The organism is Algoriphagus lacus (assembly GCF_003583985.1).
Taxonomy (GTDB): Bacteria; Bacteroidota; Bacteroidia; order Cytophagales; family Cyclobacteriaceae; genus Algoriphagus; species Algoriphagus lacus.
Genome location: NZ_QXML01000001.1, coordinates 440,320 through 455,221, shown reverse-complemented (window position 1 = coordinate 455,221; position 14,902 = coordinate 440,320). Strand labels below are relative to the sequence as shown.

The window sequence follows — 14,902 nt, the reverse complement described above, 5'->3', positions numbered from 1 at the left end:
CAAGTTTCCGGTAAAGAATCCGGAGGATTTCATTTAAAATGCAATTTCCTTTTCATCGCCTGCTCCCGATCCAAAATCAATGTGCCTTTGGTTTTCTAAAATAAAAGCAAGCTTGATCACCTTTACCCTCCTGATTGTACCGATTTGCTTTTTCTTTTAAGGCATCTCTGTCTTCTGGAGTAAAAAACTTTCCGATTTTGCTTTGCTGAAGTGTTTCACCTTGTTCATAAAGAGTGGTACCCCAAAACTGAAAATCAGAGGAGTCAAATTCGACCTCTTCCAAAACGAATCCCAAACTTTCAGCTTTTGATTTAACTCCACGAACTGTAGGAATGATCAAATGCCTAGGCGCATCCAACTGTACCCAAAGATCCCTCTTTTCTTTCCATACCTCCGAATCAGCCACTGGGCAACGGATCAACAATATCCCACCGGGGTTTAATTTTTCAAAACAAGCCATCAACACCTGATGGGGATCTTCCATGTGCTCAAAAGCATGATGCATCATGATCAGATCAAAGGTAAATTCCGACTCTTCAATCCGCTTTTTCCAGAGTGTTAATCCGGAAGCAAGATGTTGTTCCCCCTCAATGTAGGGATCAAATCCATGCAAATCAGAATAGCCTGCTGCATAAAACTCATAGAGCAGTTGACCATTTCCGCATCCCACATCAGCAATCCGGGCTGAAAATCCCGGATGGACCTTTTTCAACCAATAGCCGTACATCGGAGCCTGCCATTGGACACCCAGCAAAAGAAAAAGTCGCATCCTCAGTTTTTTCAGAATTCTGATGCCCAGACCCGAAGCACTAAGCCCGCTAAAAGAGTAATAATTCGAAGGATAATATTCGGAAAGGTCTTCAGGGATAGATTCCAGTTGGAGGGAACCGCAGTCCTTACATTCGCCATATTCAAACTCACCGCCCAATCCGAGCATTCGCTCTTTGGCGGTGAATAATTCTTGCCTTGGGCTTCCGCAAAACTTGCAAAAAGCCACCGAATCAATAGGCATTTTCGCGATTGAAAATCAGCTCATGAATGGTCTTGACCATGATGCTCATATCAAGGAAAAATGACCAGTTATTGATGTAAAAATAATCCAGGCGAACTCTGGATCTGATTTGATGAGAATTTTCAATTTCTCCCCTAAATCCACGTACCTGCGCCAATCCCGTTATTCCAGGACGAATTTTATGACGGGAATTGTACCGCTCGATTTGGGTTTTAAAGGTCTGATTCATCGGAATCGTGTGTGGTCTTGGACCCACGATCGACATATCCCCCATCAATACATTGAGAAATTGAGGCATTTCATCCAAAGATGAATTCCTCAAAAAAGCCCCAATTCGGGTTACACGGGGATCATTTTTAACCGCTTGTTGGGTGTCTGCATAATCGTTGGGAGTCATGGACCGAAACTTCAGGCAATTGAATACCTGATTATTCACTCCATTTCTCTTTTGGATAAAAAATACCGGTCCACGGGATTCCAGCTTGATCAAAATCCCAACTAAAGGAATCAACCACGATAAAATGAAAATGGTTACCAAACTGGCAAAAACCAGATCAAATGCCCGCTTAACAAAACTATTAAGCGCATGATCCAGAGGAATGTCATTGACATTGATGACGAAAAAATCCCCGTATTTGGAGAAAGAGAGATTCTTCTCCAATTGCAAACTGCCGCCGGGGATCATTTTGACTTTAATGTAATTTTCATCCGCGAAGTCAATTACCCGTTTCACCAAGGCAGGTTCCAATTGCTCATGGATATAAATCAGGTCTAAGTCCAAATCTGGCGCTTCTTCAAAAAAGGAGGAAATTCCACCCCGTGTTTGGTTGCAATCTGCCTGATCATCAAAGTACCCGAGGAAATTGATCCCGAAATCCTTCCGAATTTTAAACACATCTGCAAGCTTAGGGCTAGTACCGCCTTTTCCTACAATTACAGCATTCTGGTAATTATTTCCCTGGGAACGATACTGACGAAGCAACATGTGAACTCCCACTCTGAAAATTCCCATGAGAATCCCCAACGTAAGTCCAAGTCCGGCAATCTGAATCCATCGGTAATTTCCGTTTTGGAGTGGCGTCCATAAAATTGCCGTCGCACCAAGAAACCAAATAAGTGTTCCTAACAGATTTTTTAACGTGTGGTCATACTCGTCTGTGCGCCCGATTTTGTAATCTTTTCGAAGTGATGCAATCAACAACCAAAGGAGAGAAAGAGGAAGAAAAGCCGAAAATTCTGCCCCATCGAAAATCCCAAGTGATTGGAGAAAAAAATTGGAAATCAACAATGATAGCAGAGAAGCCAGGAAATCGCTAGCCGTAAATAGCCAGGGAAAATAGGTATCAAATCTTCTCTTCATAAAAATAATTCCAAACGAGATCTGTCTATTAAAAGCAAAAACCGGACAACAATTGGGATTAACCCGAAAGTTTTGCGGCTTAAAATTAAGAAAGAAATTCTCAAGGCTGCTTACTTTTGAATTTATTTGTAACACCCAACCGCCAATAGGCCTGTAATGAGTTTAATAAACGATCTTTTTGCTTCTTCGGATCACCCCAAATCACTTGGCGCCAAATTTAGGGCGAAACGCCTCAAGACCTTTGAAAAGCTGTTTTTTAAGAATTTCAATCCTGAAAAGCCCATTCACATACTAGACGTAGGAGGTACCGCTTATTTTTGGAAGCACAGCCAACTTCCGAATATTCCAGGAGTCAGAATTACGCTGCTGAATCTACATGAGGAAAAAAGTACCCATCCTCACATTTCGGCGCAGATTGGAGACGCTACTTCCATGGAAGAATTTCCTGACAAAAACTTTGATCTCGTTTTTTCCAATTCGGTAATCGAGCACTTGTACACCTTCGAAAATCAGGCAAAAATGGCGGATGAAATTCAACGGGTAGGTAAAAAATTCTTCATTCAGACTCCCAATAAATACTTCCCGATCGAGGCGCATTATGCAATTCCATTCGCCCAATACCTTCCCAAAAGCCTGCTTCTTTTCCTACTGACCAAAACTAAAATCAGCCGCATGAAACGCTGGGAAAAAAGTGATGCCCAACAATACCTGGATGAAATACGGCTTCTGGATGAGCAAGAAATGAAAACTCTTTTTCCGGGAGCAAAAATCTGGAAGGAAAAAGTCCTGGGAATGACCAAATCCCTCACCGCTCATAACATGCGCTAATCCGCAAACTGCAGGCGAACGAGATTGGCGTAAAATCCTCCTTCCTGCTTAAGTAACTCCTGGTGACTTCCCTGCTCTACAATTTTGCCTTCACTCAACGCATAGATGCGGTCCACTTTTCGGATTGTAGCCAGTCGATGCGCTATAATCAGCGTCGTGCGTCCTTTCATCAGTTCGTCCAGTGCCTGCTGAACCAGTGATTCGGATTCGGCATCCAAGGAAGAAGTAGCCTCGTCCAAAATTAAAATGGCTGGGTCTTTCAAGATGGCTCTTGCAATGGCAACGCGTTGACGTTGACCTCCTGAAAGCTTCACTCCACGCTCCCCGACAAGTGTACCCAACCCCTCTGGAAACTGTGATATAAACTGCCAGGCATTGGCTTTTTTGGCAGCTTGGATGATTTCCTCCTCCGTGGCATCAGGTTTTGCATAAGCGATATTTTCCCGGATGGATCCGCCAAAAAGAAGAACTTCCTGCGGTACAATGCCGATTTTGCTACGGAGGGCTTTCAAATCCCAGTCTTTCACATCCCGACCATCTATCAAAATTGATCCCTTTTCGGTTTCATAAAAACGCATCAGAAGCTGAATAATGGTGGATTTTCCAGCTCCGGAGTGACCGGCAAGTGCTACTTTTTCTCCGGATTGGATCTGGAAGGAAACATTTTTCAACACCTCCACCTCGGGACGGGTAGGATAGCTGAACCCCACCCGGGCAAACTCGATTTTTCCTTCAAATTTTTCAGAAGTTGCTCCCGATTCCAACTCCGGCTCTTCATCCAGGATTTCCAATACCCGCTCAGAGCTTCCGATCGCCTTTTGAAGCTGACTGTAAATGTCCCCCAATCCCGCAATCGATCCTCCAATAAACGTGGTGTATAGCACGAAAGAAACCAGCTCTCCGACACTCATTTCTCCGGATGCTACCAGGCTTGCGCCATACCACATTACCGCTACGATTCCTCCGAAAAGTGCAAAAATGATAAAAGAGATGAACGCTCCACGATATTTTGCCGTGGTGAGCGCCACACTCACGACGGCATTCAGGCCTTTTCCATACCGGGCAGATTCATAAACCTCTCCTACAAAGGACTTGACCGTACTGATCGACTGCAGTGTCTCCTCCACAATCACATTGGCCGCAGCCAATTCATCCTGAGTCTTCTTGGAAAGCTTTCGGATAAATCTCCCAAAAACCATGGCGATAAGCACCAACACCGGAAATGTGCCGAGCATGAACAGGGTCAGCTTTGGTGTATTGAAAAACAAAAAGCCTATGCCCGCAACCAGGGTAATGATTTGTCTGAACAACTCGGCTAGGGTGGTGGAGAAGGTATCCTGAAGCTGGCTGACATCAGCTGTTATCCTGCTGATGAGTTCTCCAGTTCGTCTTTTGTCAAAGAAACTCATCGGAAGCCTTACCAATCTGGAGTATAGCTGCTGACGGATATCCCGCATGGACCGCTCCGAAACCAAGGCAAACAGCCAAACCCGGAAGAAGGAAAAAACACTTTGAACCGCAAGAATACCAATCAACATCCAGGCAATGGTGTTGACATCATTAACGATCCATGAGGCCCCTTGAGCAGTGTCAATCAGCTTGCCGGCTACAAAAGGAAAGGTCAGTAAGGTGAGTGAGGAAAAAAGCAAAAACACCAACCCGGAAATAAAGGCCCAACGATAGGGCATCAAAAACCTAAAAATGCCTCCCAGTTTGCTCAGGTTCTGCTTGTTCAATTTCCGCTTTTCTTCCGGCTCCAGTGCAGTTCCTCGTTTTTTAGCCATTTGTGTTGGTGGTGATCAGGGGGCAAAAGTAGGTTTTTTGAAGTAGAATTGACAGGAAAAATGAGGGAGGCGATTCGTTAACCTTTAATGAGCTCTTTGGCTAGTCGCTCTCCCAAAGCAGCAGAATGCTTGAATCCATGGCCCGAACAAGCAGAAACCAACAGGACATTTTCCATCTCCTCCAAAGGTTTGATTATAAATCGGGCATCGACCGTGACCGTGTAAAAACAAACCACTGATTTGACAAAGGCTCGCTTCAGCCCTTGGATTTTACCCTCTACTTTATCTCTCCAAAATGCCTCTTGCTCTTTTGGACTGACTTCTCTGTTTAAGTATTTCGGATGTTGAATTTCGATAAATGATTCGGTAGCCATTTTTACTGTCATGCCATCCAAAGAGGGGAAACCGTAAATAAAATTCTCCGGCTCAGAACCATAGCCCCACATCCAGACGGGATAGCCCTTCCAACCGGTAAACCCTTCCTCGATCTCCAACCAATGCAAAACCTGTCGGCAAATTTTATACTTAGTCTTTTCTTCCTCCGGCAAAAAATCCTTAATCCAACCTCCTGCACTTAGCAGAACTTTTCGGGCAAAAATTTCTCCCTCCCGCGTCCGAATTAGGATGGACTCCCCATTTTTCCCCAATTCCTCCACGGGCATATTGACCAGAATATGGGCACCATTTTTCCTTGCCAGTTCCAACTGGGTCTTGATGGCCAACTCGGGCCTGAGAAATCCAGCTTGGTGTTCGAGATAAACCTTTCCGGAAGGCTCCAAGTGAAAAGCAGGAAAACGAGATTTCAACGATTTAGGACTGAGAATTTCATGACTTACAGCTTGTCTTTTTGCAAAGGAAACCGTCCGATCCCAAAATCCCTCCGAACCATGCTTTGCCCAAGGCTGAGTACCAGAGTCCAGCAAAATTCCCGAGGTGGTGGTCATGATTTCAACTCCAGTTTCAGCCTCGATTTCCCTCCAGATTTCATGGGATCGTTTGGCCAGTGCGACATAATCCTCCCCTTCACCTACAGCCAATCTAGTGATGCGGGTTTCCCCATGACTGGAGCCCAAGGTATGAGGAGGGTCATATCGGTCAATCCCCAAAACGTTTTTTCCACTTTTGCTCAACTGGAAAAGGGCTGCGCTGCCGACTGCGCCGAGGCCAATGACCACTACATCGTAAATCATGTTGGGATTTGTCATAGGTCCAAGATAGTACAGGCATTAAAAAAGCCGAAGAAAATCTTCGGCTCAAGTTTAATTTTTACCCATTTGGGCGTCAATCAATTCCCGTTTGAGTTTGCGCTCCCGCTCCAGGGTATTTTTCCGATGCTGCTCAAACTCCTCCTGAACCTCCAACAGGTCCTTTTCGGCCTTTCTGATTCGCCCAAAACCTCTAAAATACTGTACGGCGAAAAATCCGAGTGCTGATCCCAATACTGCCACCAAAGCCCACATCATTAATGAGTAGACTGTCTTTTGGATATTCACTCCGAAAAATGAAAAGCTTTCCTGGGCTTCAATTGCTGCCTCTTTATCAGCAATTGCCTGATTCATTTTGGCTGTAATCGCCGCCAAGGTGTCGGAATGGCCAGCTTGGGACGCTTTGATCTGAGCCAATTGAGCATTGATTGTCCGGATCGAGTCCAGTACATTGGCCTTTAATTGCTCCAGATTGGATTTTTTGACTACCTCGTATTCCTGAAAATTGTTTGATACCCGATAGATGTAGTCAAACTGGCTCGTGATAGTACCTGACCGGAGAGAATTTTGTGCAGCTGTGGAATCCTGCTTTACCTGAGCAATCGAAACGGAGAGGGAAGCAAAAAACAAAAACAGGGTAAGGGATCTAATCATCTTGTTGGGTGTTTAAGGAAGGCTTAGATTTTTTCTTTACTAAACAATAAACATGCCTCAGATTAAAACAGTATTCATATTTGAAGTGAAAAATCAACCAAGCTTTTGCAATTTGATCGCCGAATCGCAATAGCTGAATTAAACAAAGAAGTACCGTTCCATGAAGTGCCTTTCAGTCGTTTCTATCCTTCTTTTATTTTCATTCGAAGCATTTTCATTTCAGTCCGGAGCCAGCAAAAATCTCCGTGACTTGGGACTGGAAGCTTTTGAAAAAGAAAACTGGGCTGCTGCTCAAAATTACCTTGACCAGTGGCTTCAAACCCACCCAACCGATCAGGAGGGATACTGGATTCGTGGACAGGCCTTTCAAAATCAGGGTAATTTGGATCGGGCGCTAAGTGATTTCAACAGCTTGCTCACACTTGATCCCACTTATGCCGAGGCTATTTTCGAAAGGGGAAGAGTACGCTATCAGTTGGAGCAGTACGATGAGGCGATGGAGGATTTTGAAAACTACCTCAAAACCCCTCCTGGAGAAACAACACGGATCCTTTACCGGATCGCCCCCGGAGATAACGGCGTTTCGTCCGTCACCACTGCTCAAACCGGAAATCAGGATCAAGCCTATTATCATTTGGGTCTTTGTAGCATCGCACTGGAAGAATACGATTTTGCCATTTTGTATTTGGATGAGGCCATCACTTTGAATCCCAGTGAACCAGACTTCCATGCAGAAAAAGGCCGTGCTTTGGCAAGATTGGGAGATAATGTCCCGGCTATTGAAGCTTACGAACTAGCCCTTCAACTTGACCCTGATCACCTACCTGCCAAGCAGGGTTTGGCCTTGGTAAAAACCGGAGGCGATGAAGTCTTACTTGAGCAGCTCGATCAGGTGATCGCCGATTCAACCGCAAATTCGCAGACGTTCAAACAGCGTGGATTTTACCGAATGAACCATCAGGACGAACAGGGAGCAATTGAAGATTTCACTCAGGCTATCATGATGGATTCCCTGGATTCTGAATCATTTTTTTATCGGGGAAAGATTTTCTCCCGACAAAAGAACTGGGCAAAAGCCGAAGCTGACTATTCAGCAGCCTTGGAATTGGAACCCACAAACCCGGAATACTTTTTGGCCCGTGGCCAAGCCAGGTACACCAGTGGAAAGCTTGAGGCTGCATTGGCCGATTTCACCCTGACTGTGACCCATGACCCCGAGCATGGTTCCGGATTTTATCATCGGGGAATCACTTACCAACGGATGGGCAAAATCTCCGATGCTTGTGCTGATTTACTGGCTGCAAAAAACCTTGGGATGGAAGCAGCTGAAACCGTCTGGAAAAAAGTTTGCGGTTCAAATTAAAGTTCGCGGACAGTATCCACTTGCGAGGCAATAATAGCCGGCCTCCACGAAGCGAGAAGCGTTATTGAAATTACCGAAACGCTTATCCAAACAAAGTCTGTCCATACAATCCGGACCGGATAGGCGTCTACCACTGCGGATGAAATTCCCAGCGAAACCAATCCAAACGTATCCTGAGCCAACACCAACAGGTATCCCAAAATTAACCCGATCAGGGCCCCACTCAAGGCAATCATCGCACCCTGCTTTAGAAAAATCCCACGGATCATCCGGTCAGGAGCACCCATGGCTTTGAGCACGGCGATGTCTTTTTTCTTTTCGATGGCCAGCATACTCAGCGAAAAAAAGATGTTGAACGAGGCGATAGCCAAAATAAAGGTCAGCGTGAGGAACACAAAAAGCTTCTCCAACTTGACCGTACGAAGCAATCCGGCGTGTTGCTCATCGGCATTTTTGACCAAAAAGTCCGGACCCAGATGGCTTTTCAGTCTTTCCTGAACCGATCCAATCGAATACCCTTCTTTTACCTTGATCTCAAGCGCAGTGCGCTTTTCTCCATAATTCAGCAAATCCCGGGTAAAATCCAGCGGAGCGATCACATACTCATCGTCAAACTGCTGCTCTATGCTAAAAAATGCTCTGGGTTCCAATTGGGCAGAGGCATACAGTTGACTGGGATCAATGCTGGCTGCAGATCTCGGGGCTTTGGGGTAAAAAACCTTAAGTGTAGAATTCACTTCTCCAAGATGTATGGAAAGGAAAAACCCAACTCCTCGTCCCAAAATCGCTCCGGGACGGATTGGCGTACCCAGCGTGGTATCTCCCCAGAAATAGCCTTTTGAAAATCTCCCCTGATCCAGAAAATTGTCCGATACGCCTTTGATTTTTGCCACCAACTGATTTCCGTCGTGCTCAAAAAGTGCATTGTCTTCGATCACCTCGGTGAGCACTTCCACTCCCTCAATCCGCTCGATCTCGCTGAGCCATTCCCTTGGTGCCAAAAAACTTTTCCCCTGAGCCGGCTCGACTTTCAACTCCGCGTCGAAGCTGGCAAACAAACTCCGGATCAAATCTTCCAATCCATTAAAAACCGACATCACCACCACCAAAGCGATCGTACCCACCGCCACGCCCACCATGGATATGATGGACAGGACGGTGATGAAGTTTCGCTTTTTCTTACTGCGAAAATACCTGCCGGCAATAAAGGAACTGGTATTCAAGGGATAGTGCGTTAATCTTCGTCTTCTTCTTCCTCTTCCTCAGGGGCAGGAGGAATATTCAAATCTGAGATCACTTTGTCCATGTGCTGTGCATAGCTGGCTGAATCGTCCGGGAAAAAAGCCAGTTCGGGAATGATGCGAACAGACTTCCCGATCCGTTTGGCCAAGGCGTGTCTGATTTCTTTTTTATGCTCGTCGATCAGTTCAAAAATAGTCTTGGGATCCGCCAGCAAAAAGCTGAGATAAACCTTGGCAAAACCTAAATCCGGACTGACCAACACCCGGGTGATGGTGACCATGGCTCGTCCGACCAGGTGCTTTGCCTCCTTTTGAAAAATATCTCCAAGCTCTTTTTGAAGCAGCTTGGCGTGTTTTTGTTGTCTTTTGCTTTCCATCTGAAGTATTTGTGGTACAAATTTAGCGAAATACTTGGGCAAGCTTTAATTTCGGCCTAATCCAACCCAATTCCCCCCTAATACCTTGTTAAGTTTTTTCAAAGTAAACGACCCATTTAGACTCATCGGTGTAGGAATCTACCTGATTGTTTTGGCGATATTGATGCTTGGGGTATTTTCTTTTCCCATTACTGAACCTCGCCTACTTTGGATGGTTTTGGGAGAGCGATTGAGTGAAGGATTTTTCCTGTATCAGGATGTGATAGACGATACAGGGCCGATTTCGGCAGGGTTTTTCACCTTTGTTCATTTCATTTTTGGCCGAAATACCCTAGCCTATGAAATCATCGGAAGGCTGTTGGTCTTGTTTCAGGTTATTTATTGGAACTCCATTCTGATCCGATACCGGGTTTTTGAGGAAAACACCTACCTGCCGGCGATCATCATGGCAGCGTTGTTCCACTTTTCGTTCGACATGTCCGGATTATCTCCGGCCCTTTTGGGAAGCACCTTTTTGGTTCTTGCCTTGGGACAACTTTTTTCTCAGACCGTCCTTCAGAAAGAAACCAGCGAATCCACGCTTTTGATTGGTCTCTATGGTGGCATTGCCACCGGATTTCACTTGAATTTTGGAATTTTCCTTCCCTACATGATTTTCGTGGGGATCGCAATCAGCGGATTTTCATTTCGCCAACTGATCCTCTCTTTGATTGGATTTTTCCTTCCGATTCTGCTTGTCTTTGTCTTCTATTATTGGAACAATGGACTAAGCGAAACACTCCAGATCTGGCCCCTGATATTCACTTATGAGAAGTATGCTTATCAGCCGATAATCAGTTGGGTGATTTTGGGAGCGTTCCCCATTCTGCTTGCCTTGGTCGGCTACTTTTACAGTACAGTTTTTCGAGGATCTACCGTAAATCAGCAAAAGCAACGTCAATTAACTATTTTCTGGTTGATCTTTTCCGTGCTTGAATTTATTCTTTTGAAAAGGCAGGCCTCTTTTGAGTTGGTGATTTTCTTACCTGGATTGACCTATTTGATCACACAGTTTTTCCTGAATCTGGGAAGAGGATTTTTGGGCAAACTGGCCTTTCTTCTCCTGTTATTCGGGCTTCCAGTTGCAGGATGGTGGTATTGGAATGGTGAAGCCAATGCCGGTTCGGCATACTTTGTAAGACCAAAATCGGAATCCACTTTCAAACCGGGTGAAAAGATAATGGTTCTGTCCAACGACCCTTCAGCATTTCTGGAAGCATCTTTGGGTGGGCCTTTTTTGAATTTCCAATTGACCAAGGCCTATTTGGAATCTAATAAAACTCTGGCAGAAAAAGCCAAAATTTTCCAAAACCTCAGCATTCAAAAACCAAAAACTGTAATAGATCCTGACGGGAATTTTAAGGCTCTTTTAGAAGAATTGCCAGCCCTGAAAAATATCTATCGGGAATCAGAACCTGGCATCTTCCGGTTGAAATAACATTTTTCTGGCTGGTCGGATTTTTTGGCGAAGGGAGAATAACCAAAGTCAAAGAAATTCAACCCCTATTTACCCTTTTTAACACTCCCGGGTTCACCCTTATCAATCCTGGTCCGTACCTTTGGGCATGATTAAATCTCTTTCCAAATCACTGACAGGCCTGAGCATCGGGCTTTTGGTCATGAGTTGCAGCACTTCGGCTGTCATCACTGCTCCTCCGATTTCCTACACCAATATTTCCCCCAGAATCTCCGAATTATCTGAAGCTGAAGCCAGACGATGGGGTCATTTGGATTTGCAAAAAGACACCGTGCCTGGGCTGAGTGTGGATCGAGCATATGCTGAGCTTTTGAAAAAGAAAAAAGGCCAACCGGTCATCGTAGGCGTGATTGACTCCGGAATCGATCTAAATCATGAAGATTTGAAGGATGTCCTTTGGGTCAATAGAGGGGAAAAAGCTGGCGATGGAATCGACAATGACGGAAACGGGTACATCGATGACATCCATGGCTATAATTTCCTGGGGGAATCCTACCACGAACAAATGGAACTGGCCCGAATTATCCGGCTGAAAATCGGCAGTGAAGCGTATCAAGCTGAAGCAAAAGCTGAATTGGAAAGCAAGCTTCCCGAAGCTAAAGAGGCCTTACCCCAACTTCAGCAAATTGAGCAGTTCGTCAGTATGGCTCATCAAAACATTCAAAAAGAATTGGGGAAGGAATACTACTCCATGGCGGATTTGGAAAAATATCAACCCAAATCTCCCCAAGAGGAACAAATCGTAGGCGTTTTAATCCAGGTAATGCAAATGGGGCAGGATATTCCCACGGCAATTTCCGATTTGGAAGAAGGGATTTCTTATTATAAGGGTCAGCTGGATTATAACTTAAACATTGATTTTGACGGCAGAAAAGCAGTCGGAGATAATCCCTATGACATCACAGACAACAAGTACGGCAACGGAAATCCGAACATCCGCGATGCGGAAGAAAGTCATGGAACGCACGTATCGGGGATCATTGCAGCGTCACGTGGAAATAAAAAAGGAGTCGATGGGATAGCCAAAAATGTCTCCATCATGAGTGTCCGGGCGGTTCCGGATGGAGATGAATATGACAAGGACGTGGCTCTCGCAATCCGGTATGCTGTGGATAACGGCGCCAAAGTGATCAATGCAAGCTTTGGAAAAGAATTTTCCCCCAATGCGGAATGGGTGTATGAGGCCCTCCAGTATGCGGCCTCAAAAGATGTCCTTTTTGTTCAGGCATCAGGTAACGACGGGGCGAATCTGGACGATCCGGAAAACAAAAATTTTCCCAATGACCACAAGCTTCAAAATTCTCCGGAATTCGTGGAAAATGTGATTACCGTTGGAGCTTTAACTTCAGCTTTTGGCCCGGAAATGATCGCTTCCTTCTCCAATTATGGAAAGCAAAACGTTGATATTTTTGCTCCTGGGGATGCGATTTTTTCCACCATGCCAGGAAATGATTACGATTTTCAGGGAGGTACTTCCATGGCTGCTCCTGCCATTGCAGGAGTAGCGGCTTTGATTCGTTCTTACTATCCACAACTAACTGCTGTGCAGGTCAAACAGATCATCATGCAGTCTGGAATTACTCCACAGATCAAAGTAGTGGTAGGAGGTTCTGAAGGAGAAGAAAAGTCACTCTCCGAAATCTCAAAGACCGGAAAAATTGCGAATCTGTACAATGCCATCATTCTGGCAGATCAGGTGGCTAAGGGCAGCAAAAGCCTATAAGCGTTTTTACTTAAAACCTACATCTGAAAATTGAAGACTTAGGCGTGATTCCTTACCATCAATAGCAAAAAGGTGAATCCAAGTCCTTGAATTTTTTCTAGATTTCCGCTCAAATTGTTAAACCGGATGCCAAAAATCCTAATCATCGACGACGAAAAAGATATTCGGAATCTGCTGGCCAAAACGCTGGAATTGGAAGGGTATCAGGTAAAAACTGCAGAGCGAATCTCGGAGGGCTGGACTAAACTATCCATGGAGGAGTTTGACCTAGTCCTTTCCGATGTCCGTCTCCCTGATGGTTCGGGAGTGGATCTTTGCCGAAGGATCAAGGAAAAATTTCCTTTACTTGAGGTAATCTGTATGACCGCCTTTGGCAACATCCGGGATGGAATACAAGCCATGAAAAACGGTGCCTTTGATTACCTGGTCAAGGGCGATGACAATGAGAAACTGATCCCTGCTGTGGCAAAGGCCATCGAAAAAGCTGAATTGGTCAGGCGAATCAGCCATTTGGAACAGCGCCTTAATCAACAGGTTGGATTCGACACCATTTTGGGAAATTCCAAAGAAATAAAAAAGGCTATTTCGCTAGCCATAAAAGTGGCCCCGACTGACACTACAGTACTTTTGACCGGTGAATCCGGGACAGGCAAGGAGGTTTTTGCAAATGCAATCCATGGAGCAAGCACCCGCAAAACCCAATCCTTCATTGCCATCAACTGCAGCGCTTTTGGTAAAGATTTACTTGAAAGTGAGCTTTTTGGCTACAAAGCTGGGGCATTTACAGGTGCTACCAAAGACAAAAAAGGACTGCTGGAAGAAGCCCACAAGGGAACTGTTTTCCTGGATGAATTCGGGGAACTGCAAGGAGACCTCCAAGCGAAACTATTGCGGGTCATCGAAACCGGGAGGTTCATAAAACTGGGGGATACCAAGGAAACCCAAGTGGACATCCGGATCATCGCCGCCACTAATCGAAACTTGGAAGATGAGGTTTCAAAGGGGCATTTTAGAGAAGATTTATTTTATCGATTGGCAGTTTTTCAGATTGCGCTCCCGTCCCTGGATTCCAGAAAAGAGGATATACCGCTATTGGCTTATCATTTTGCCAAGCGATTTGCCCAGAAGGAAGGACTTCGGGAAATAAACCTATCCTCTGAATATGCCGAAGCATTGAAAGCCCATCGTTGGAAAGGTAACATCCGCGAACTCAGAAATGTCATTGAGCGCTCAGTCATCCTATTGGAGGGAAACAACTTGACTGTAGACCTGCTGCCCGTGCAGTTTTTGCAGGATCAACCAAGCATTCATCTCACTTCCTGGTCTCTGAAAGACCTGGAAAAAACCCATATCGAAAAGGCACTGGCCCATGCGGGGGGAAACAAAACAAAAACGGCCGAACTCCTGGGGATAGGATTGACCACCCTCTACAGAAAGATGGAGGAATACCAACTGGCTGCTGAAAGCTAAGATCCCCAATCCTTCCATTTTGAAAATGACCCTTCCAAAATGAAAGGGTTTTTGACTTTTTAGAATTCCCGGATTCTGTCAACATCGTATTTATTTCATTGATTTTTAGCTAGTTAATAACATTTTCAGGCTGATTCTCTCAGTTGGCATCGTGGTAGTATAGGGAGGAGGAAAACAAATCAACTAATGGAAATCCTTCAGATTCTAGCCATCACGCTACTTACAGCCACTCTTTTCGGTCTCTTCTTCCGGGCGCTGGACTTCTTCGACCAACTTATCAAAAAATAACATGCTAGCCTTACTAATTCTGTCCCTGGTGACCTTTGGTTACCTGATTTATGCCATTGTAAAACCAGAAAAATTCTAAAC

At 45.1% G+C, this 14,902-nt stretch carries 13 protein-coding genes; 6 read left to right on the top strand and 7 right to left on the bottom strand.

The features are described from left to right. Positions 1-76: 76 nt before the first annotated feature. Together D0X99_RS01865 and D0X99_RS01860 are read right to left on the bottom strand one after the other, a co-directional pair. Positions 77-1,012, bottom strand: coding sequence for a class I SAM-dependent methyltransferase (locus tag D0X99_RS01865; RefSeq protein WP_119475937.1), 936 nt, complete (start codon positions 1,010-1,012; stop codon positions 77-79). Next, positions 1,002-2,372, bottom strand: coding sequence for an exopolysaccharide biosynthesis polyprenyl glycosylphosphotransferase (locus D0X99_RS01860; RefSeq protein ID WP_119475936.1), 1,371 nt, complete (start codon positions 2,370-2,372; stop codon positions 1,002-1,004). Before D0X99_RS01860 ends, D0X99_RS01865 begins: the two co-directional genes overlap by 11 nt. A gap of 156 nt (positions 2,373-2,528) precedes the next feature. Here D0X99_RS01860 and D0X99_RS01855 point away from each other — a divergent pair, with 156 nt between their 5' ends. Further along, a complete protein-coding gene (locus D0X99_RS01855) occupies positions 2,529-3,200 on the top strand; it encodes a class I SAM-dependent methyltransferase (RefSeq protein ID WP_119475935.1) in 672 nt (223 codons plus the stop codon). On the opposite strand, the gene D0X99_RS01850 is transcribed toward D0X99_RS01855, so the two are convergent. From D0X99_RS01850 to D0X99_RS01840, 3 genes are all read right to left on the bottom strand, one after another. Next, a complete protein-coding gene (locus D0X99_RS01850) occupies positions 3,197-4,984 on the bottom strand; it encodes an ABC transporter ATP-binding protein (RefSeq protein ID WP_119475934.1) in 1,788 nt (595 codons plus the stop codon). The two genes, D0X99_RS01855 and D0X99_RS01850, sit on opposite strands and share 4 nt — an antisense overlap. A 77-nt stretch (positions 4,985-5,061) precedes the next feature. Next, positions 5,062-6,189, bottom strand: a complete 1,128-nt coding sequence (gene solA / locus D0X99_RS01845; protein ID WP_233553623.1) for an N-methyl-L-tryptophan oxidase — start codon at positions 6,187-6,189, stop codon at positions 5,062-5,064. A gap of 54 nt (positions 6,190-6,243) precedes the next feature. After that, on the bottom strand, positions 6,244-6,843 hold the full coding sequence (locus tag D0X99_RS01840) for a hypothetical protein (protein ID WP_119475933.1): 600 nt from the start codon (positions 6,841-6,843) through the stop codon (positions 6,244-6,246). Positions 6,844-7,003: 160 nt separating this feature from the next. Between D0X99_RS01840 and D0X99_RS01835 the strand changes: the two genes are divergently transcribed. Next, entirely contained in the window at positions 7,004-8,206 is a 1,203-nt protein-coding gene (locus D0X99_RS01835) for a tetratricopeptide repeat protein (protein WP_119475932.1), read from the top strand. On the opposite strand, the gene D0X99_RS01830 is transcribed toward D0X99_RS01835, so the two are convergent. Beyond that, complete coding sequence (locus D0X99_RS01830; protein ID WP_233553622.1) at positions 8,203-9,429, bottom strand: FtsX-like permease family protein; 1,227 nt, start codon at positions 9,427-9,429, stop codon at positions 8,203-8,205. The genes D0X99_RS01835 and D0X99_RS01830 overlap by 4 nt on opposite strands. Before the next feature lie 11 nt (positions 9,430-9,440). Continuing rightward, positions 9,441-9,824 (bottom strand): 30S ribosome-binding factor RbfA, encoded by a 384-nt coding sequence (gene rbfA / locus D0X99_RS01825; RefSeq protein WP_119475930.1) that lies wholly within the window; start codon positions 9,822-9,824, stop codon positions 9,441-9,443. 85 nt (positions 9,825-9,909) lie between these two features. On the opposite strand from rbfA, the gene D0X99_RS01820 reads away from it, so the two are divergent. From D0X99_RS01820 to D0X99_RS20745, 4 genes are all read left to right on the top strand, one after another. Further along, positions 9,910-11,301 (top strand): hypothetical protein, encoded by a 1,392-nt coding sequence (locus tag D0X99_RS01820; protein ID WP_119475929.1) that lies wholly within the window; start codon positions 9,910-9,912, stop codon positions 11,299-11,301. Between the two features lie 127 nt (positions 11,302-11,428). Continuing rightward, positions 11,429-13,063 carry a S8 family peptidase gene (locus tag D0X99_RS01815; protein WP_119475928.1) on the top strand — a complete coding sequence of 545 codons (1,635 nt, stop codon included), beginning with the start codon at positions 11,429-11,431 and terminating at the stop codon, positions 13,061-13,063. A gap of 126 nt (positions 13,064-13,189) precedes the next feature. Continuing rightward, complete coding sequence (locus D0X99_RS01810) at positions 13,190-14,533, top strand: sigma-54-dependent transcriptional regulator (protein WP_119475927.1); 1,344 nt, start codon at positions 13,190-13,192, stop codon at positions 14,531-14,533. 289 nt (positions 14,534-14,822) lie between these two features. Continuing rightward, complete coding sequence (locus tag D0X99_RS20745; protein WP_119476380.1) at positions 14,823-14,900, top strand: potassium-transporting ATPase subunit F; 78 nt, start codon at positions 14,823-14,825, stop codon at positions 14,898-14,900. Positions 14,901-14,902: the final 2 nt, after the last annotated feature.

Excerpts from the sequence above, each read along its gene's own strand:
- solA (WP_233553623.1), bottom strand. The coding sequence starts at position 6,189 with ATGACAAATCCCAACATGATTTACGATGTAGTGGTCATTGGCCTCGGC.
- D0X99_RS01855 (WP_119475935.1), top strand. The coding sequence starts at position 2,529 with ATGAGTTTAATAAACGATCTTTTTGCTTCTTCGGATCACCCCAAATCA.
- rbfA (WP_119475930.1), bottom strand. The coding sequence starts at position 9,824 with ATGGAAAGCAAAAGACAACAAAAACACGCCAAGCTGCTTCAAAAAGAG.
- D0X99_RS01835 (WP_119475932.1), top strand. The coding sequence starts at position 7,004 with ATGAAGTGCCTTTCAGTCGTTTCTATCCTTCTTTTATTTTCATTCGAA.
- D0X99_RS01810 (WP_119475927.1), top strand. The coding sequence starts at position 13,190 with ATGCCAAAAATCCTAATCATCGACGACGAAAAAGATATTCGGAATCTG.
- D0X99_RS01865 (WP_119475937.1), bottom strand. The coding sequence starts at position 1,012 with ATGCCTATTGATTCGGTGGCTTTTTGCAAGTTTTGCGGAAGCCCAAGG.
- D0X99_RS01860 (WP_119475936.1), bottom strand. The coding sequence starts at position 2,372 with ATGAAGAGAAGATTTGATACCTATTTTCCCTGGCTATTTACGGCTAGC.
- D0X99_RS01850 (WP_119475934.1), bottom strand. The coding sequence starts at position 4,984 with ATGGCTAAAAAACGAGGAACTGCACTGGAGCCGGAAGAAAAGCGGAAA.
- D0X99_RS01815 (WP_119475928.1), top strand. The coding sequence starts at position 11,429 with ATGATTAAATCTCTTTCCAAATCACTGACAGGCCTGAGCATCGGGCTT.
- D0X99_RS20745 (WP_119476380.1), top strand. The coding sequence starts at position 14,823 with ATGCTAGCCTTACTAATTCTGTCCCTGGTGACCTTTGGTTACCTGATT.
- D0X99_RS01840 (WP_119475933.1), bottom strand. The coding sequence starts at position 6,843 with ATGATTAGATCCCTTACCCTGTTTTTGTTTTTTGCTTCCCTCTCCGTT.